The organism is Cytobacillus stercorigallinarum (assembly GCF_014836495.1).
Classification (GTDB): domain Bacteria; phylum Bacillota; class Bacilli; order Bacillales; family Cytobacillaceae; genus Cytobacillus; species Cytobacillus stercorigallinarum.
On sequence record NZ_JACSQT010000008.1, the window covers coordinates 31,293 to 51,048 of the forward strand.

A 19,756-nucleotide genomic window follows, 5' to 3' on the forward strand; every position below is an offset into this window, starting at 1 on the left:
TTAAAATAGGAGATGATTGTGCGAGGGCTTGAGCTTGCCCTGCACAATCATCAACAGATTAGTGTTTTTTGTGTATGTTATTGTAAATGGTGTTTTTTAATCCTATATTGCAAATTCTGTCTGCTCATACCAAGTTCCTTTGCTGTCTTGGTAATATGGTGCTGATTTCTTATAAGAGCTTGTTGAATAAATTCGCGCTCGGCTTTTGTTAAATAGTCATTTAAAGTTTGCCCAATGTGCTCAAACTTATGGCTGTCGGTTGAGTGTTCGAATACTTTCTCTTTTCTCAAGAATGGTTGGGATTGTAATCGATGACGATAATGAAAAGGTAAGTGATGATAGGTAATCGTTTGTTCGTATTCGATTAAGTTCATTGCGCCTTCAATAAGATGTTCTAGCTCTCTGACATTACCTGGCCATTCATAATGAAAAAGGTTTGATAAAAGGAGAGGATCAATATCTTTTACTCCCATTGCAAACTTTTCATTATATTTATGAATGAAATGGTAGGCAAGTTCCTCTATGTCTTCTCTACGCTCTTTTAACGGAGGGATAGCTAAAGAAACGACACCTAACCGATAATATAAATCTTTTCTTAAATGTCCATGTGTAATTGCATCAATCGGATCCTCATTAATTGTAGCAATAATACGGACATTAAATGACCGGTCTCTCGTATCCCCCACTCGTCTTACTTTTTTCTCTTGTAGAACTCTCAATAATTTTGCTTGTAAGTGTATATTTAAAGAATTAATTTCATCCAGTAGAAGTGTACCACCTTCTGCTTCTTCAAATAATCCCGGTCTTTCGATTGCACCGGTGAATGCCCCTTTTTTCGTACCAAAAAGCAAACCTTCAATTAAGTTGTCCGGGATGGCAGCACAGTTTTGCGAAATAAATGGTTTATGTGCCCGCTCACTTGCGTTGTGAATGCTTTGAGCAAATAGTTCTTTTCCTGTACCTGTGTCCCCGATAATTAAAATAGAAGAATCCGTTCGCGTCGCTCTTTTACTTGCCTCGATCACATCAGTTATGGCAGGACTATGACCAATGATACTTTGAAAAGTAAAGCGGGTTTCTTCTCTTTGTTGTCTATTCTCCCTGATTAACTTTTCTAATTTTGTAATATCGCGGGCAATCTCCATTGCGCCAATACGCTCGTTTTCATAGAAAATGGGGAGAGTATGATTAACCGTAGTAATTTCTAGTCCTTGATTATTGTAATAACTTTGTTTTGCGTTTTCGATTTTAATGCCTTTTTCAACCGCTTCAAGTAACCGACTTTCTTCATTATGTTCAAATGAAAAGACATCATATAAGTTTTTATAGAGTACCTCGGATTTAGCCATCCCTTCAATTTCAGCCATTTTTCGGTTATAAATAACCGTATTTCCGCCTTCATCAACGACATGGACACCAGCGTCAATTTCATCTAAGACTTTGTCATAATAGTAATTCATTCGTTTTAGAAAATTGTTCATGAATGTCCCCCCCTGTAATTCCTTATTATACACATTCGCAAAAAAAATTTGCGGAAGGGGTGAAAAAAATTTTTGCATAACGAAAAATTTTTTTGCGTCTAATAAGAGAAATATATTATTTATTCGCATTTTTAGTAATTGGCACGTTATTTGCAATAATAATGGGGAACGTTAAAAATAGAATAAGAGAATCAAAATATAGAGTAGGAGGGATTTCGAATGGTACAGCCATATAAACATGAACCATTTACTGATTTTAGCGTAGAAAGTAATCAAGCGGATTATTTAAAAGGACTTGAAACGGTTAAATCCTATTTAGGTCAAGATTATGATTTATTAATTGATGGTGAAAGAATCTCTACAAAAGAGAAAATCGTATCTAACAATCCAGCAAATAAAGAAGAAGTCATTGGTCGTGTGTCAAAAGCAGATCAAGCATTAGCAGAAAAAGCAATGCAATCGGCTGTAAACGCATTTCAATCTTGGCGTAAAGTGAAGCCAGAAACGCGTGCGGATGTTTTGTTTAAAGCCGCTGCAATTATTAGAAGACGTAAACATGAGTTTTCCGCTCTAATGACAAAAGAAGCGGGTAAGCCTTGGAATGAGGCAGATGCTGATACAGCAGAGGCTATCGATTTCTTAGAATATTATGCCCGACAAATGCTAGCGATTAAAGATGGCGTACCTGTCAATAGCCGACCGAATGAATACAATCGTTATGACTATATTCCACTTGGAGTGGGAGTTATTATTTCTCCTTGGAACTTCCCGTTTGCCATCATGGCTGGTACAACAGTTGCTGCGATTGTGGCAGGTAATACGGTGCTTTTAAAGCCAGCTTCAACGACACCAATCGTTGCGGCTAAATTTGTAGAGGTATTAGAAGAAGCTGGATTACCGAAAGGCGTACTTAACTTTGTACCAGGAAGTGGAGCAGAGGTCGGTGACTATTTAGTTGACCATAAGGATACTCGGTTTATTTCATTTACAGGCTCAAGAGATGTTGGTCTTCGAATTAACGAACGTGCATCTAAACTAAATGATGGTCAAATTTGGATTAAACGTGTGATTGCTGAAATGGGAGGGAAAGATACGATTGTTGTTGATAAAGATGCTGATTTAGAGCTTGCTGCACAATCAATCGTCGCTTCTGCTTTCGGATTTTCTGGACAAAAATGCTCAGCCTGTTCTCGTGCAGTCATTGTAGAAGAGGTTTATGATCAAGTACTAGCAAGAGCAGTTGAAATTGCTAAAGAGAAAAAGGCAGGTAATCCAGAAGATCGAAGTAACTTTACAGGCCCAGTCATTGATCAATCAGCATTTAATAAGATTATGAGTTATATTGAAATTGGAAAAGAAGAAGGAAAGCTTATGCTTGGTGGTGAAGGCGATGATTCTAAAGGTTATTTCATTCAGCCAACGATATTTGCGGACCTAGACCCACAAGCGCGCATTATGCAAGAAGAGATTTTCGGTCCAGTCGTCGGTTTTACAAAGGCAAAAGACTTTAATCATGCAATCGAGATCGCGAACAATACAGAATATGGCTTAACTGGAGCTGTTCTCACGAATAATCGTGAACATATCCAACAAGCAAGAGAAGATTTCCATGTCGGTAATCTCTATTTTAATCGTGGTTGTACGGGTGCCATTGTTGGTTATCAGCCATTTGGTGGTTTTAATATGTCAGGTACAGATTCAAAAGCAGGCGGACCAGATTATATTATGCTTCATATGCAAGCAAAAACTACGTCTGAAATGTATTAAATTCAATCAAGGCAGAAAGGGATGATTATCCCTTTCTAGCGACCTATTAATCAAAACAGGAAGGATGTCGATAAAGATGAAAAATACAGTACAAACAAAACACCTGATCGAACAATCTGAAAAATTTGGTGCGAATAACTATCATCCACTGCCAATTGTTATTAGTGAGGCAGAAGGTGTTTGGGTGAAGGATCCTGAGGGTAACAAATACATGGATATGTTAAGTGCGTATTCAGCAGTTAACCAAGGACATCGCCATCCAAAGATTATTCAAGCGTTGAAAGACCAGGCAGACCGCGTGACATTAACTTCAAGAGCTTTCCATAATGACCAATTGGGTCCTTGGTATGAAATGATTTGTGAGCTGACAGGTATGGAAATGGCTTTGCCAATGAACACAGGTGCAGAAGCGGTGGAAACAGCTGTAAAAGCAGCTCGTCGATGGGCTTATGATGTAAAAGGTGTAGCTGAGAATCAAGCAGAAATCATTGCTTGTATTGGAAACTTCCACGGCAGAACGATGACAGCTGTCTCCCTTTCTTCAGAAGAAGAATACCAAAAAGGTTTTGGTCCGATGCTTCCGGGGATTAAGCTAGTTCCTTATGGAGATATAGCTGCATTAAAAGCTGCTATTACAGAAAATACGGCTGCCTTTTTAATTGAACCGATTCAAGGAGAAGCTGGAATTGTTATTCCACCAGAAGGGTTCTTAAAAGAAGCGCGTGATTTATGTAAAGAGAAGAATGTCCTGTTCATTGCTGATGAGATTCAAGCTGGGCTAGCACGCTCTGGAAAAATGTTTGCTTGTGAATGGGAAGGCGTAAGTCCTGATATGTACATTCTAGGTAAAGCTTTAGGTGGAGGGGTTTTCCCAATTTCTTGTGTTGTTTCAAGCAAGGAAGTTTTAGGTGTCTTCAATCCGGGCTCACATGGTTCAACATTTGGTGGGAACCCAATGGCATGCGCGGTTTCTATGGCTTCCATTGAAGTAATTAAAGAAGAGAAGCTTGTAGAGCGATCTTTAGAGCTAGGTAACTATTTTGTTGATCAATTGAAAGAAATAAACAATCCCATGATTAAAGAAGTCCGTGGACGTGGGTTGTTTATCGGTGTGGAGCTTACTGAACCCGCACGTAAATATTGTGAAGCATTGAAAGAAGAAGGGCTTCTTTGTAAAGAAACACATGATACGGTTATTCGCTTTGCCCCGCCACTTATTATTTCTAAAGAAGACCTTGATTGGGCAATTGAAAAAATAGTAAAAGTTTTAGGATAAGACAGTTTTTAATAAATTATTAGAATAATTCTTCTATATATGATATTATCATAATAATCACTTTAATACTGTAAGAGGAGAAAGATACAATCGATCACATTTATCTTTCTCCTAATCCTTTATTTCATGGAAGTTATCAAACTTTTAAAAAACGTAAACGCTTTCTTTTTTAGATAGATCTTGTTCTCATTTGTTTCTTGGTAAAGAGTATTGCTTAATAAAACATGATAGTAATATAACTTAGTGCAAACAAATTCAGCTAGAGATTTCTCACCAAAGAAGAACTGGCCATACTGTTCATTAGTGAGAAGTCCTTGTACATTCGTACAAGGCTTTTTGTGTATCCAAAGATTAGTCAAAAATGAATTTTTGAAAAATTTTATAAAGTCTAAAAGGAATGATTTTATGGTCTATAAAGATCAAATTCAAGAATGGTTTAATGAATTTCATAACCATCCAGAACCTAGTTTTAAAGAGTATGAGACAACCAAAAAAATTATGTCTATTTTGAGTGGTTTAAAAGTTGATTATCAAACTTTTGGGGATTTAACAGGTGTAATTGCAGAGGTGGGAAATGGAGAGGAAGTGATTGCTGTAAGAGCCGATATGGATGCACTCTGGCAGCAAGTGGATGGTACATATCGTGCAAATCACTCCTGTGGGCATGATGCGCATATGGCTATTGTTTTAGGTAGTATTCTTTATTTGGATAAGCAAGCTTTAAGTAAGCGCATCCGTTTTATTTTTCAGCCAGCTGAAGAAAAAGGGAATGGATCTCTAGAAATGATTAAGCATGGCGCGATGGAAGGTGTTACACATTTGTTTGGCATCCATCTCAGACCACATGAAGAATTATCTTTAGGACAAGTATCACCATCCATCCATCACGGTGCATGTGTCACATTAGAAGGAAAAATTAGTGGTGAAGATGCCCATGGCGCCAGGCCTCATCAAGGAAGAAGCGCAATTGATATAATTGCTGCGATTTATCAATTATTAAAAAATATCTATTTGTCCCCGTTTGCTGCGTATTCTGTCAAATTAACTAACATTCAAACAGGTGGAGAAAGCTTAAATATCATTCCGGGCCATGCCACCTTTGGTATTGATATAAGAGCGCAAAAAAATGAACAATTAGCAGAACTACAAACAAAAGTGAGTAAAGGGTTAGGCGATATTGCTGCAATGTTTGATGTCGATATTTCATTTGATTGGAAAGATTATACACCAGGTGCAGTCGTCTCTGAACAAGCAGAAGCGAAGGCAATACGGGCAATTACAGAGGTTTTAGGGTCAGAAAGTGTGGCTCCCCCGCTCATTACCCCGGGAAGTGATGACTTTCATTTTTATACAATCAAACATCCAAATGTCCATGCAACAATGATTGGTTTAGGTGCTGACTTAAAGCCTGGATTGCACCACCCGCAAATGAGATTTAATCATACAGTATTGGACCAGGGTGCTCGAATAGTAGCAGCAACACTAATGAAAGCGTAATTAAAGTGAAAAAATGAATTGGGAGGATTTCTATGAAAAAGGATCAAAAGATGACATTTGGTATGGCGCTAATTCCTTTAGTTGTCATGATAATAACAATGATGATTGCGGTTATTTATTTAGATCAAGGACCTCATATTCCATTAATTATTGGCACAATTGTAGCGGCATTAGTTGCTTGGAAAGCAGGATATAATTGGAAACATATTGAGGAATCGATGTATAAGGGGATTAAACTGGCATTACCGGCTGTCATTATTATTATGTTAGTTGGTTTAGTCATCGGCTCTTGGCTAGGTGGCGGTATTGTCGCGACAATGATTTACTATGGATTGAAAATAATTACACCGTCTTTATTCCTTGTAACGATAACCATTATTTGTATGATTGTCTCTTTATCAATCGGTAGTTCTTGGTCAACAATGGGTACAATTGGTGTTGCAGGTATGGGAATCGGTTTGAGTATGGGCATTCCTGCACCAATGGTTGCCGGAGCAATTATTTCAGGGTCTTATTTTGGAGATAAGATGTCGCCACTTTCTGACACGACAAATTTAGCAGCCGGTTTAACAGGTACGGATTTATTTGATCATATTAAGCATATGTTGTATACAACAATTCCAGGAATTCTCATTGCTTTAGGTGTTTATTGGTTCTTAGGGAAGGATTTTGGTAAAGGTGGAGCAAATCCAGGGGAAATCGAACAAACGATTCTTGTCTTACAAGACACCTTTGTTATTTCCCCATGGTTATTACTTGTGCCACTCATTGTCATTGTGATGGTTGCAAAAAAAGTTCCCGCAGTACCAGCATTAGTCGTTGGTATTCTTTTAGGGGTGCTGTGCCAAATATTTGTACAAGGTGGATCGCTCTCTGAAGCAGTCAATGCCTTACAAGCAGGTTATGTGCTTAATACCGGAAATGAAATGGTAGACGGCCTCTTTAATGGTGGTGGGCTCGATTCGATGATGTTCACCGTCTCCATGACAATTGTAGCGATGACGTTTGGGGGGATACTGGAAAACACCGGTATGCTACAAGCGATTGTCAATCAGATCCTAAAGTTAGCTAAATCTGCGGGGAGTCTTGTGGCAACGACGATTGTATCTGCATTTGCAACAAATGCTACTGCTTCTGAACAATATATTTCAATTGTTGTCCCAGCAAGGATGTTTTCCAAAGCATATCGTGATAAAAATCTCCACTCTAAAAATCTGTCAAGGTCACTTGAAGATGGTGGAACGTTAACGTCAGTATTTATTCCTTGGAATACATGTGGAGTGTTTATTCTTGGCACATTAGGAATAGGTGCATTAGAATATGCACCATATGCGATTTTTAACTTTATTGTTCCGATTCTTTCGATTATTTACGCATTCATAGGCTTTACAATTGTTAAAATCTCAGATGAAGAGAAAAGGATGTTGGAGAAAGAAGAGGATGCATCATTAAATGCATAATGATAAAGAAAGCCGAGGAATGACTTCGGCTTTCTTTCCATTAAGAAGGAGAGACTTAAATGAAGATTTCAGCCATTACTATTTATGCCATTCGACTACCTTTAAAGCAGCCATTTGTTATCAGTTATCACACATATAAAGATATGCCATCTATTATCGTAAAAGTGGAAACAGATGAAGGGCTGATAGGCTATGGAGAAGCAGTACCTGATGAGCATGTGACAGGAGAAACATGGGAAGGCACTTATCAAGTAATTAAACATACGCTTGGACCAGCCATATTAGGAATCAATCCAATGGAAATTGAAAAGGTACATGAAATCATGGACAAGCTCATCTATCAAGCACCTGCTGCTAAAGCAGCGATCGATATTGCTTGTTACGACTTAATCGGTAAAAAACTACAAGTGCCCGTGTATCAACTCATCGGTGGACGTTACCATGAGCAATTTCCCATCACACATGTGTTAAGTATTGGTGAGCCAGAAAAGATGGCGACAGAAGCACTGGAACAAGTCTCAAAAGGTTACACATCTTTTAAAATCAAAGTAGGAAGAGATGTGGATGGGGATGTAGCAAGAATTAAGGCAGTTGCTGATAGCGTTAAAGACCAAGCAGTGATACGAGTGGATGTTAACCAAGGTTGGCAAACAGCGGCTGCTACTTTAAAAGGAATAAAGGCATTAGAAACGGTAGATATAGATTGGTTAGAGCAACCGGTAAGGGCAGATGATATTGATGGTATGGCATTTATTAGGTCTCATTCATCCGTTTCCCTTATGATTGATGAAGGATTAAAGGGAGCAAGAGAGTTGAAAGAGATTATTCAGAAAAATGCATGTGATCGGATAAACATTAAGTTGATGAAGTGTGGTGGTATTTTGCCAGCAGTTAAGCTTGCATATCAGGCAGAACTAGCGGGGATTGAGTGCCAGGTCGGATCAATGGTAGAATCATCAATTGCTTCAAGTGCAGGTTTTCATGTGTCTTTTTCTAAAAAGAATATTACTAGTGTAGAATTAACTGGACCACTTAAGTTCTCTAAGGATATCGGTGACTTACATTATGATATTCCTTATATTTCTTTAAAAGACCAACCTGGTTTAGGCGTAAATATTGATGAAGAGATGCTAAAAGAACTGACTGTATTTGAAGATGTATTAAAGGAGAGTTGAAGAGTTTGAATGTAACCATGAGAGACATAACCAAACAAGGCCCATCTTATGATGTTATAAATCTAGAAGAACAGCATATTGAACAAATTCTGCAATTGCAACAAAAGGTTATCCATGCCCTACCTGATAAAAAAGTATTACAGCCATTATCGAAAGAGGAGTTCCTCTATATTTTAAAGGGAAATGGAAAAATGGTTGGTGCTTGGGTCAAAGAGCAATTAATTGCCTTTCGCGCATTACTCATTCCGCCTGAGAATGATCCCGAGCATCTGGGCCTAGATGCTGGTGTAAAGGATTTGTCTACGGTTATCTATCAAGAAATATCTAATGTAGATCCAATGTATAGAGGGAACAAACTACAGCAAAAACTTGCTCAAATTTTAATGGAACAATTGAAAGAAGAAGCACATCATTATAGATATGTTTGTTGTACAGTCGCTCCTTTTAATTACCCTTCCCTTAAGGATAAGTTTGTCCAAGATATGCAAATCATTGGACTTAAGGAGAAATATGGGGGTAGCCTTCGCTATGTTTTTATGAAAGATTTGCAAGCTGCTAAAGTTGCCCAACAAGGAGAAGTGATTGAAATAAAGATGGATGATATCAGCAAACAACAGCAATATTTGCAGTCTGGTTGGCGTGGAGTGAAAATGATCATAGCAGAACAGGGGACAAAGGTGGTTTACGCTCGTTTTTAATATGTGAGATATAATACGAAATAGTTTGACATTTAGAGTGAAGCGATGTATCTTAAATAATAATATTTGAGAGCGTTGAGTTGGAGGAGTAGTTTGACACCCTTATCTATAAGAGAGCTACTTATTTGAGCTGAAAGAGTGGCGATAAGGAGTTAGATGAAAGACACCAATGAGTTCCATCTGAAAGGTATTACTGAGTAGGCATGGACGGTGGCCACCGTTAACGGGCGTATAAGAGATTACATTGTATGATGTAATAATTAGGGTGGTACCGCGAGAACCGAGCCTCGTCCCTTCTGGGATGAAGCTCGGTTTTTTGTGTGATTAGAAAGGGGTGATTCACATGGATAGTGATGATGACGATAACGACGATGCAAACAAAATAATAAGGAGTGTGAATGATGATGGGCAAAATCAATGAAGGAATAAGCCGTGTGAATTGCTCTGCTGTAATGGAATATGTGAAAAGAAAGGTTACACTATGTGGGTGGGTTCATCGTGTTAGACATTTAGGGAAAATTACTTTCTTACAGTTACGGGATCGTAGCGGCATTATTCAATGTGTATTAGAGAATGAATTTGCTGAAATGAAACTTTCATTAGAATCTGTCATTTCTGTACAGGGTCTTGTTGTAAAGACAATGAAAACCGATAGGGGTGTAGAGGTAATTGTAGATAAGCTTCAGTTATTAAACGCTGCTAATGCACCCTTACCAATTGAACTGAATCAAAAAGAATTAGATGTCCACATGGACACATTATTGAATCATCGTGTTTTATCACTACGGAACCATAAAGAGCATCTAATGTTTAATATGAAGTCAGCAATTGTTGACGCCTTTACCTCTTTTTTACGAAATGAGGATTTTATCCAGATATTCACGCCGAAAATTGTAGCAGCAGGGGCTGAAGGAGGGGCGAACCTCTTCTCAATAGACTATTTTAATCAACCTGCTTATTTAGGGCAATCACCACAATTTTATAAGCAAATGATGGTAGCAGCAGGATATGAACGTGTATTTGAAGTGGCTCCTGTTTACCGAGCGGAAGAACATGCGACATCTAGACATTTAAATGAATACATTTCACTTGATTTAGAGATGGGGTTTGTATCTTCGAGCAAAGAGTTGATGGAATTAGAGGAGAATCTTTTACGTTTTATTTTTAACACCATTCGGGACCGCTATCAAAAAGAGTTGCAAGAGGTCGGTGTAACCATTCCTTTAATAGAAAGAATACCCTGTATATCCCTTCATGAAGCAAAGCAAATTTTAGCTCATGAATATCATAAATCGACTAGTGAGATGGAAGATTTGGATCCGGAGGGAGAACGCTTAATTTGTCAGTATTTTTCTGAAAAGGAAAACAGTGAATTCGTTTTTATCACACATTATCCAAAGACAGTTAGACCAATGTATGCCAAGCCATTAGAAAATCACTCATTATACACAGATTCTTTTGATCTATTGTATAAAGGGATAGAGATTACAACTGGTGGCTTAAGGATTCATGATTATCAAGAATTAATTTCTTCAATAGAAGAAAATCACTTAAAAGTTGCAGATTTTGAAAGTTATACGAATGTTTTTAAATACGGTATGCCTCCACATGGGGGTCTTGCAATAGGCTTAGAGCGATTGACAGCTAAAATAATGAATCGGCCTAATGTCCGCTTTGCATCGGCATTCCCACGAGATCGACATCGATTAACCCCATAAGTCATGCACGAACAAATGCTAATGATATAAGTATTTGTTCGTGCTTCTTTATGGAAGGCAAGCTATGATAAGGCAGAAAGGATATTAATCGCTTTCTACTGTCGTATCAGCCATCTCCACTAAATGTTGTGCGTTGCGACTAATTTCTTGAATCGTCGCTGAAAACTCCTGAATGGAGGCTGCTTGGGTATCTGTTAATTGATGAATTTGTGAGAAAGATTGATTAAGCTCAGTGAGTAACCCCGCGATACTTTTCGTAATTTGATCGATTTGCGAAACATGGTCTTTACTATTACTTGCAAGTTTACGAATTTCTTCTGCTACTACAGAGAATCCTCTTCCAGCGTCCCCAGCTCGTGCTGCCTCAATCGCTGCATTTAAACCTAAAAGGTTACTTTGATCAGAAATACTCTTTACTGCAGTGGATATTTTTCCGATTTCATCTGCACTATGGCTTACAGTCCCCATTTGTGAAGACATGTCAGTCACTTTATCTGCAAGCATCGTCACTGATTTGCTTATCTCTTCAATGGCTGCAGCTGTTTGCTCTGATACTGCTGAAAGACTTTCTGCTACATCGAACAACTGATTGGACTTTTCTAAACTAATTCCAATACCTACTCCACCGATTACTTCACCCTTCTCATTATGAAGGGGGATGGCTTTTGCAATAAGGGGAAAACCGAATAATTCTTTTGGTACCATCGATGTTTTCGTGCAATTTGTACGTATGGATTCTGTAATAATATCACCGTCTATTAGAGGGTCCCCGGGAGAGACATTTAATGAAAATGTCTTTCCTGGATAATTAATGATTAATTTCTCTGTATCATATATACCAATAGTAATATCATCTTGAATTAATGTATTTAAGTAAGGCGCTACTTTTAGAAAAGCGTCCATTATGTTTATTGATTGCTGTTCTGTTTCAATCATCTTTTTATCTCCCTAATTATTAATATGGCAACTGCCGTTGACTATAATTAACAGAAATCCATTTCATTGTAGTAAACTCATCTAAGCTCCATTCCCCATTTAAACGACCAAGGCCGGATTGCTTTTCACCACCAAAAGCAACAATAGGTTCATCGTTAATCGTGACATCATTTACATGAATCATACCTGTGTGAATTCTTTTTGCCATTTCAACACCGCGTTCTACATTGGCAGTATGAAGCGCCCCGCTTAATCCGAGTTGTGTATGATTAGCGATAGCAACAGCATCTTCTTCCGTATCAAAAGTCATAATACATACAACAGGACCAAAGAGTTCTTTTTGTGCTACTGTCATTTCAGGTGTCACATTTGTTAAAATCGTTGGTGCAACTAAATTTCCGCTAATTTCTCCTAATAGGATAGGTTCTGCCCCTTCTTGAATGCCCGTATGAATTAAATCTTCTAATGTTGCTGCTTGTCGTTTGTTAATAACAGGACCGATCACGGTTTCAGGGTCGCTAGGATCACCGACTTTAAGTGCTGCTACCTTTTCTTTAAACTTGTTCATAAACGTTGGGTAAATTGATTTTTGAACGAGAATCCGATTCGCAGACATGCAAATCTGTCCTTGGTGTGTAAAACGGCTAAATGTTGCTGCGTTCACGGCATAATCAATATCTGCATCTTCCATAACGATAAAAGCACTATTACCACCTAACTCTAGTAAAGGCTTTTTAAAGTTCTTCACTGCTACTTGGCCGATGTAGCTACCTACTGTAGTAGATCCGGTAAAAGAAATGATTCTTGGAATAGGATGTTCTACAAAGCCATCGCCTATTTCCTTAATATCACATAATACAACATTTAGTAATCCTTTAGGTACACCGGCTTCTTCAAATATCTTTCCTATTAATGTACCACCAGTTACCATTGAATCTTCATGAGGTTTGAGGACTACTCCACAACCCGCGCCAAGTGCTGGAGCAACTGATTTCATAGAAAGGAAGAAAGGGAAGTTAAATGGACTAATGACGCCAACCACACCAGCTGGAACTCGATATAATCTATTTTCTTTATGGTCTTCTGTAGACGGCAGAATTTTACCTTCCATACGTAGTGGATAAGTGGCTGCCTCTTTAATCATATTTTTTACAAGGCCAATTTCAAATGCCGCTTTTAATCGAGTACCTCCAAGTTCAGCAATAATTAACTGGACAATCTCTTCTTCATGTAAGTCGATAATGGCTACCGCTTTTTCTAATATGTCTCGTTTTTTATAAGGGTTGACACGATCCCACTCTAGCTTAGCCTTAGCACTAGCCTGATAGGCTTCATCAATATCTTCTAATGTAGCACCATTTACTTCTGCAAGGATGTCTTCATTAAATGGATTAATATTTTGTAAGAGAGTTTGGCTTTTTCCTTGACGCCATTCTCCATTTATAAACTGCTTATTTAATACTGATAATTGAAAACTCATGGAAAAACCTCCTTAGAATATATGAATCTAAGTTGTTTATCGACCATAGGAGTCGAATATGATAGTTAGTAAATGTAAAATATATAGGTAATTATATCTAATATTGTTCATGTTTCGTTGAATTGTCACAAACGATAGTTTTGTAAATATCGCATGAAATCAATTTGTTGGTTGGTTTCTGTTCTCATCCAAGCGTATGTATGCGTTTGGGGTAATGAAATTTTTGATTGAGGGACTTCTAATAACCATCCTTCCATTAATTCTCTTCTTACAGTGGACAGCGGTAAATAGGAAACTCCCAATCCTTCAATAATGAACCGTTTAGAAATATGAATTTGCGATACTTTCATTGTTTTGATAAAGGAATACTGATAGTGGAGATCATTTTTTAGCTTTGACCAGTATATAGGGTGATTGTCGGTAATTAAAAGATTATGATTTAAAATCTCTTCCTCATCTAATGGTGGTGCACTTTCAGCATCTTTTCCATCATGCGCGATAATTAATTTAACATCTTCAGAGTATAGTATTTGATATTGCACCTCTCTTGAAATAGGGAGATTACAGCTCAAGCCGATATCAATATCCTCTTCGAAGAGTGCTTTTTCCATTTCCTCGGGTTCTAGTACAGAAACAGCTACTTCAACAAATGGATGTTTACGCATATAATTTTTTAAGGCAAAAGGTAGAATCGTATCAGCGATAATCGGAGAAATTCCTATGCTTAGTGAGGCCGTATATCCTTGAGTATAATGACTAAGTTCTTTTTTACCCTCTTCAAAACTTGATAAAATTTGTTTAGCATACGGAAGAAATTGTTTCCCGGCTTTTGTTAAGCGCATGGATCGTCCCTCTTTCTTGAAAAGAGTGGTTTCTAATGCTTTTTCTAGATGACGTATATGGACAGTAACTGACGGTTGCGAAATATAAAGGGCTTCTGCCGTTTGTCTAAAGTTTAAATAGTTTGCTGCTGTAATAAAGGTTTTTAACCATTGGAAATCCAATTTTCTCCCCGTCCTTTCAATTAATATTTTTAAATAAATTGATAAAAAATATTTAATTTTCTTAATTATATAGCACGCGTATACTAAAAAAAAGAAGAGAGGAGAATGAACATGATCAGTAAAGGCTTAAAGGGAATCGTTGCGGTTGAAACAAAAGTGGCTCTTGTAGATGGAGAAAAAGGCAGATTAACTTATCGAGGGTATGATGTTAGAAAATTGACAAAAACATTAACATTTGAAGAAGTAGCCTACCTACTATGGTATGGTGAATTGTCGAAGGGTAGGGAAGTGGAGGAGTTCATTCAAAAGATAAAAGATCATAGAGCTATAAGCCCTTTGCAATGGGAAGTGCTGCAGGCATTACCTAGAGATATGAGTTTAATGGATGTTATCCGAACACTTATTTCATTAGAAGGTGATCAAGCTTACAGCTTTCCCCCTACTGTGGAACAAGCAATCAAGCTAACAGCGGTGGTTCCTACGATTATTGCTTACCGTACGAGACTATTAGACAACAAAGAAGTGGTCCATCCAGAGCTGCAATTGTCACATGTTGAAAACTATTTATACATGCTTACTGGAAAAAAACCGTTAATGGCTCATGTTCAAGCATTAGAGACGTATATGATTTTAACGATGGAACATGGTATGAACGCATCAACATTTGCCGCTCGTGTGACCGCTTCGACTGAATCAGATATCGTTTCTAGTATTGTCACAGCAATTGGTACAATGAAAGGTCCATTACATGGTGGTGCACCTACAGGGGTTATCGCATTATTAGAAGAATTGAAGGTTAGTAACGATAGAGAGAAAACGATTAAACATAAAATACGAAGTGGTGAAAAATTAATGGGGTTTGGCCATCGCGTATATAAAACGGTTGATCCGAGAGCCGAGGCATTAAAAGAAAAGTTACTAGCGATGCAAGTAGAGGATTCTTGGCTTCATTTTGCGATTGAAGTCGAAAAGGAAGTGGTTACAATACTTGCGGAGTTAAAACCTGATAGTAAGCTATATACCAATGTTGAATTTTACGCAACGGCAATTATGAGAGCGCTCTCAATGGAACCTACTCTTTTTACGCCCACCTTCACTGCTGCTAGAATGGTAGGCTGGACTGCACATATTCTTGAACAAGCTGAAGATAATGTCATTTTCAGACCACAATCGACGTATGTCGGATCGGAAAAATAATCTCTGTATGTAAATGACAAAATGGTTGCCCAAACAAATGGGCAATTATTTTGTTTATAATGTAATTTTACACTAAAATAGATGTTATTACCTATATATTTATGATTTGAAATAAAATATATGAAGCGTATGTGGGAGGGCGGTTATGAAGTATATTTACTCTTTTAGTATGTTTGTCTTGTTTTTGTTGATGTGTTTTTATTTAGTTGCTACAAACATTGTAGGTGGTTATCTTATTGGCGATGAGTTGTATATGAATCATCTTATTTTTCCACCTGCACCAGATGGAACACCTACTGTGGTGGATCAAGCGTTGTATGCCTATAAAGTTTCAGGCTATCCATATTATGCCGTTCTCTGCTTTTTAGGAATGGTTGTACTTAATATATTTTATAGAAAAAAGGGGAAAAGTAAGTAGTTTCGATTTATTCAAAATACTTCTCGATAAAAGCTGCTTCTTCTTTTGGGGATAAGATTCCAGTTGCCTTACCAATTGTGCCATTTTGCAATGACCAGAAATAATTGTGATCATTATCTACATTAGAGAAATCCCCTTTGCTCCATTTATCTAATATAGCTAAAAGCTCTTCTTCATGTTCAAATTGATTGTTTTCGATCGTCTTTCGCACTTCTTCAATTGCTTGTTCTGTCATTCGCACGGAACCCCATTTTTCACTTGCCTTGACTTTTTGGTGCGTCATTTTATGCATCACATCAATTACTTTACTTTGAGTCGATTCTGGACTTAATCCAGTATTTTCCGTATAGGCAGCCGTATCCACATCTAAACTAGCTTCTTTTGATGCTTTATTTGAAGTATCATCCCGATGATTAAATGCAGAAAGAGAATCATCACTTAAATAACTTGCTGTAAACCATCCTCCACTAATAATCACAAAGCCACTTATTATAATTATGAGCCATTTTTTCATATGAATTTGAATCACCTTTCTTAGAGTATCATTTTAATACAGATTATTGCGAATATTTTACCATAATTTAAAATCATTTGTATATTTATCGTATTATACGATATAATCTTATTATAAGATAAAAAAGAATGAGGTTGATGATTTGAAAGCAACTGAAATAAATAAATACTGGACAGACATCTATTTTTACTTGCGTTATCAAAATCAAAATGAGGATAAGATATCCCATCAAGGTGTAAGGATTTTGCAGCTTTTAGATAAATGTGAACATATTGGAATAAAAGAAGTAGCGAGAAATCTTGACGTCTCACACAATACTGCCTCTGAGCATGTGAAGAGGTTAATTAACAAGTCATGGATACATAAAGAAAGGTCAACAGTAGATGAGAGAATGGTTATATTAAGGTTAACTGAACAGGGGAGACAAGTGCTAAAAAGAAATGCAAATCTTGACGAGGGAAAATTAGAGCATATTTTAGCTAGTTTGACGACCGAAGAGCAACAATTGATTGATAAAGCCTTACACTTATTAAGTGAGCGAGCGAAAAATGCAACTAATAGTTAAAATACTATTTTCAGCAATCATCATTGGCGTTGTCACAGAAATGGCTAAACGTTTCCCAACATATGGCGGTATCATTGCTGCATTGCCGCTTGTTAGTTTATTAAGCCTAATGTGGCTCTGGATAGAAAAGAATGATACAGAAGTGATGAGTGAATTTACACTTGGTGTTCTTTTAGGGTTACCAAGTACGATTGTGCTTTTGGCTATTATCTTTTTTTCGCTAAAGTCTGCTTTTTCTTTTTCTGTTTCTATTCTTTTTGGTGTGTTTGGTTGGGCTGTTTTTCTCGGAGTGCAATTTGTCTTACTTAACCTATGGAAAAACATTAATTAATCATCGAGCTTTTTTCTCTTAGCGGTTTGCGTTATAATAATCAATGGATATTTAGTGCATCTAAAAGAATGACGATTAGATAAAAGTTGAAAGAGAGTGGGACATATGGGCCGTAAATGGAATAATATTAAAGATAAGAAAGCGGCAAAGGACGCCAATAATAGCCGTATTTATACGAAATTTGCCCTTGAAATCTATGTTGTTGCAAGACAAGGGGAACCTGATCCAGAATCGAATCAGGCATTAAAACAAGTATTGGAACGTGCAAAAACATATAATGTGCCGAGAAATATTATTGACCGCGCGATTGATAAAGCGAAGGGCGGCGGGGAAGAAAAGTATGATGAACTTCGCTATGAAGGATTTGGTCCTGGAGGTAGTATGATTATTGTTGATGCCCTTACCAATAATGTCAATCGCACAGCATCAAATGTACGCGCTGCATTTGGTAAGAACGGTGGAAATATGGGCGTAAGTGGCTCGGTTTCTTATATGTTTGATGCAACAGCTGTCTTTGGATTAGAAGGGAAAACAGCGGATGAAGTATTAGAAATATTAATGGAAGCGGATATTGATGTGCGTGATCTTCTTGAAGAAGAAGAATCTGTGATTGTTTATGCAGAACCTGACCAATTCCATGCTGTGCAAGAGGCGTTAAAAGGTGCTGGCATTGAAGAGTTTACGGTTGCAGAACAAACAATGTTACCACAAACAGAAGTGAACTTAGAGGGAGAACAACTTGCACAATTTGACAAATTAATTGATGCCCTAGAAGATTTAGATGACGTACAACGTGTTTACCATAATGTAGACATGAGTGAATAATATAAATGATGGATGCGTTTTTTAAATTCGCATCCATTTTATTCTATTTAAGGAGGTGGTCACAATATGCAAATCACCTTTTTGCTAAATAATGAATCAGCTCACGCAAAGCCTATAGAGAAGGCGATACTTTGTGTGAGGTAGAATAAAAGCAATCGCCATGTATCTTCACTAGGCTTTGCGTCCTTATTTTATAGAATCAATAAGGAGCGAGCGGAAGATGAGATATCAAAAAGCAAAGAATGTGTTGCCACCTGAATTATTAAAAGAGATACAGAAATATATTCAAGGTGAATCGATTTATATCCCTAAACCTCTTCATAAAAAGGCTGGTTGGGGAATGAAATCAGGAGCGAGACACAAACTTAGTCAAAGAAATGAAGAGATTAGAGCTTCCTATAGTATGGGAAAAACAATAGATGAGCTCAGTGAAGAATATTTTTTAGCTCACGAGACAATCAGGAAAATTATTTATACAAAATGAGTGATGGATGCCGAGTTTAATTTTATTTAAAATCGGCATTTTTTTATGTGTACATATAGGTTAAATTATAAAGGAAGAAATTAAGGCAGGAGTGAAAATAATGATAGCCTTTATGACAAACGAACAGTATAATGTTGTGAAAAAACAAGTGAATAAAATAATAAACGCCAAGGCCTCTGTCAATGATCCAGCAATATTAAAAACAGTAAAAACATTGGCATGGGAAGAAGTTCAGCAATCATTGTCTGATATGACTGAGGAGCAGGCTTCCTTACTTGAACAAATGCAATCTGTTGACGATCGGTTGGCTGCAGATAAATTCTTTTATGAATTAAAGCGCTATGTAATCCCCTTCCCAGCTTTGTCAGAATCGAAATTAAAGAAGTTATTTCCAAAGGTGAAAAAGTTGAAGTTCCCATTAATTGATGCAGAAGATTATCAAACAATGACTTATCTATCTTGGGATGAAAAGGGTAGTCAGTACCGGATGATTGTGGCCCCATTCGAGCAACGCTATATTGGTTTAAGGGGAACTTTCCAACCTTCTCAACAAAAAGCGCTTTGTCATATTTGTCATCGATTTACAGATACAGGCATGTTCATGGTTGAGACAAAAGGTGAAGTCGTTGGTACATTTACCAAAAGAGGCAACACAGTGTGTAAAGATATGAAAGATTGTAATCATCATGTAGAAACTTTGCTGCATTTGTCTAAATTTATTCGACATATAAAAGGAAATTAGAGAATCTTAGCGAAATACTTAAGTGGATATTGATTTGATTTTTTAACGGCACTTCAGCCAAGAAGTTGCCGTTTTTTTTTGTGGAGATGTTAAATGTGATCATTTGTCTAGTAATAAGCACACATGCGGAAGGCTTGTACAAGCTAACAGTATGTGTTTTTTTACTTAGAAGTATAAGAAGATTCAAT

At 37.3% G+C, this 19,756-nt stretch carries 19 protein-coding genes and 1 other annotated feature; of the genes, 14 read left to right on the plus strand and 5 right to left on the minus strand.

Features of this window, described 5'->3' with window-relative positions; translation table 11 throughout:
- Nucleotides 1-77 precede the first annotated feature (77 nt).
- Nucleotides 78-1,481, minus strand: coding sequence for a sigma-54 interaction domain-containing protein (locus H9655_RS15455; protein WP_191815640.1), 1,404 nt, complete (start codon nt 1,479-1,481; stop codon nt 78-80).
- 219 nt (nt 1,482-1,700) lie between these two features.
- On the opposite strand from H9655_RS15455, the gene pruA reads away from it, so the two are divergent.
- The 7 genes from pruA (at nt 1,701) to aspS (ending at nt 11,072) form a co-directional block, all read left to right on the plus strand.
- Nucleotides 1,701-3,248 carry an L-glutamate gamma-semialdehyde dehydrogenase gene (pruA, locus tag H9655_RS15460; RefSeq protein ID WP_191815642.1) on the plus strand — a complete coding sequence of 516 codons (1,548 nt, stop codon included), beginning with the start codon at nt 1,701-1,703 and terminating at the stop codon, nt 3,246-3,248.
- Nucleotides 3,249-3,324: 76 nt separating this feature from the next.
- Nucleotides 3,325-4,524 carry an ornithine--oxo-acid transaminase gene (locus tag H9655_RS15465; RefSeq protein ID WP_191815644.1) on the plus strand — a complete coding sequence of 400 codons (1,200 nt, stop codon included), beginning with the start codon at nt 3,325-3,327 and terminating at the stop codon, nt 4,522-4,524.
- Between the two features lie 405 nt (nt 4,525-4,929).
- Nucleotides 4,930-6,021: an amidohydrolase gene (locus tag H9655_RS15470; protein ID WP_191815646.1), complete on the plus strand. Its 1,092-nt coding sequence runs from the start codon at nt 4,930-4,932 to the stop codon at nt 6,019-6,021.
- Between the two features lie 32 nt (nt 6,022-6,053).
- Nucleotides 6,054-7,481 carry a Na+/H+ antiporter NhaC gene (nhaC, locus tag H9655_RS15475; protein WP_191815648.1) on the plus strand — a complete coding sequence of 476 codons (1,428 nt, stop codon included), beginning with the start codon at nt 6,054-6,056 and terminating at the stop codon, nt 7,479-7,481.
- Between the two features lie 59 nt (nt 7,482-7,540).
- A complete protein-coding gene (locus tag H9655_RS15480) occupies nt 7,541-8,656 on the plus strand; it encodes a mandelate racemase/muconate lactonizing enzyme family protein (protein ID WP_191815650.1) in 1,116 nt (371 codons plus the stop codon).
- Nucleotides 8,657-8,673: 17 nt separating this feature from the next.
- Nucleotides 8,674-9,354 carry a GNAT family N-acetyltransferase gene (locus H9655_RS15485; protein ID WP_191815954.1) on the plus strand — a complete coding sequence of 227 codons (681 nt, stop codon included), beginning with the start codon at nt 8,674-8,676 and terminating at the stop codon, nt 9,352-9,354.
- A gap of 66 nt (nt 9,355-9,420) precedes the next feature.
- Nucleotides 9,421-9,652 (plus strand) — a binding site (T-box leader).
- A 106-nt stretch (nt 9,653-9,758) separates the two neighbouring features.
- Nucleotides 9,759-11,072 (plus strand): aspartate--tRNA(Asn) ligase, encoded by a 1,314-nt coding sequence (gene aspS / locus H9655_RS15490; protein ID WP_191815956.1) that lies wholly within the window; start codon nt 9,759-9,761, stop codon nt 11,070-11,072.
- 84 nt (nt 11,073-11,156) lie between these two features.
- Here the strand turns inward: aspS and H9655_RS22850 are convergent, their stop codons facing one another.
- From H9655_RS22850 to H9655_RS15505, 3 genes are all read right to left on the minus strand, one after another.
- Nucleotides 11,157-12,008 carry a methyl-accepting chemotaxis protein gene (locus H9655_RS22850; RefSeq protein ID WP_191815652.1) on the minus strand — a complete coding sequence of 284 codons (852 nt, stop codon included), beginning with the start codon at nt 12,006-12,008 and terminating at the stop codon, nt 11,157-11,159.
- Between the two features lie 19 nt (nt 12,009-12,027).
- Entirely contained in the window at nt 12,028-13,488 is a 1,461-nt protein-coding gene (locus tag H9655_RS15500; protein WP_191815654.1) for an aldehyde dehydrogenase family protein, read from the minus strand.
- Nucleotides 13,489-13,613: 125 nt separating this feature from the next.
- On the minus strand, nt 13,614-14,492 hold the full coding sequence (locus H9655_RS15505) for a LysR family transcriptional regulator (RefSeq protein WP_191815656.1): 879 nt from the start codon (nt 14,490-14,492) through the stop codon (nt 13,614-13,616).
- A gap of 111 nt (nt 14,493-14,603) precedes the next feature.
- Here H9655_RS15505 and H9655_RS15510 point away from each other — a divergent pair, with 111 nt between their 5' ends.
- The gene (locus H9655_RS15510) at nt 14,604-15,689 is read left to right on the plus strand and encodes a citrate synthase/methylcitrate synthase (protein ID WP_191815659.1); all 1,086 of its coding nucleotides are present in this window, start codon (nt 14,604-14,606) and stop codon (nt 15,687-15,689) included.
- A gap of 145 nt (nt 15,690-15,834) precedes the next feature.
- Nucleotides 15,835-16,107: a hypothetical protein gene (locus H9655_RS15515; protein WP_191815661.1), complete on the plus strand. Its 273-nt coding sequence runs from the start codon at nt 15,835-15,837 to the stop codon at nt 16,105-16,107.
- 7 nt (nt 16,108-16,114) lie between these two features.
- On the opposite strand, the gene H9655_RS15520 is transcribed toward H9655_RS15515, so the two are convergent.
- The gene (locus tag H9655_RS15520; RefSeq protein WP_191815663.1) at nt 16,115-16,621 is read right to left on the minus strand and encodes a DUF6241 domain-containing protein; all 507 of its coding nucleotides are present in this window, start codon (nt 16,619-16,621) and stop codon (nt 16,115-16,117) included.
- Between the two features lie 142 nt (nt 16,622-16,763).
- On the opposite strand from H9655_RS15520, the gene H9655_RS15525 reads away from it, so the two are divergent.
- From H9655_RS15525 to H9655_RS15545, 5 genes are all read left to right on the plus strand, one after another.
- Nucleotides 16,764-17,186 carry a MarR family winged helix-turn-helix transcriptional regulator gene (locus tag H9655_RS15525; protein WP_191815664.1) on the plus strand — a complete coding sequence of 141 codons (423 nt, stop codon included), beginning with the start codon at nt 16,764-16,766 and terminating at the stop codon, nt 17,184-17,186.
- A complete protein-coding gene (locus H9655_RS15530) occupies nt 17,170-17,517 on the plus strand; it encodes a DUF3147 family protein (protein ID WP_191815666.1) in 348 nt (115 codons plus the stop codon). The genes H9655_RS15525 and H9655_RS15530 overlap by 17 nt, the downstream gene beginning before the upstream one ends.
- Nucleotides 17,518-17,622: 105 nt before the next feature.
- The gene (locus H9655_RS15535) at nt 17,623-18,342 is read left to right on the plus strand and encodes a YebC/PmpR family DNA-binding transcriptional regulator (protein WP_191815668.1); all 720 of its coding nucleotides are present in this window, start codon (nt 17,623-17,625) and stop codon (nt 18,340-18,342) included.
- A 220-nt stretch (nt 18,343-18,562) separates the two neighbouring features.
- On the plus strand, nt 18,563-18,826 hold the full coding sequence (locus tag H9655_RS15540; RefSeq protein WP_191815670.1) for a CD3324 family protein: 264 nt from the start codon (nt 18,563-18,565) through the stop codon (nt 18,824-18,826).
- A 100-nt stretch (nt 18,827-18,926) separates the two neighbouring features.
- On the plus strand, nt 18,927-19,568 hold the full coding sequence (locus H9655_RS15545; RefSeq protein WP_191815672.1) for a FusB/FusC family EF-G-binding protein: 642 nt from the start codon (nt 18,927-18,929) through the stop codon (nt 19,566-19,568).
- The last annotated feature ends 188 nt before the right edge of the window (nt 19,569-19,756 follow it).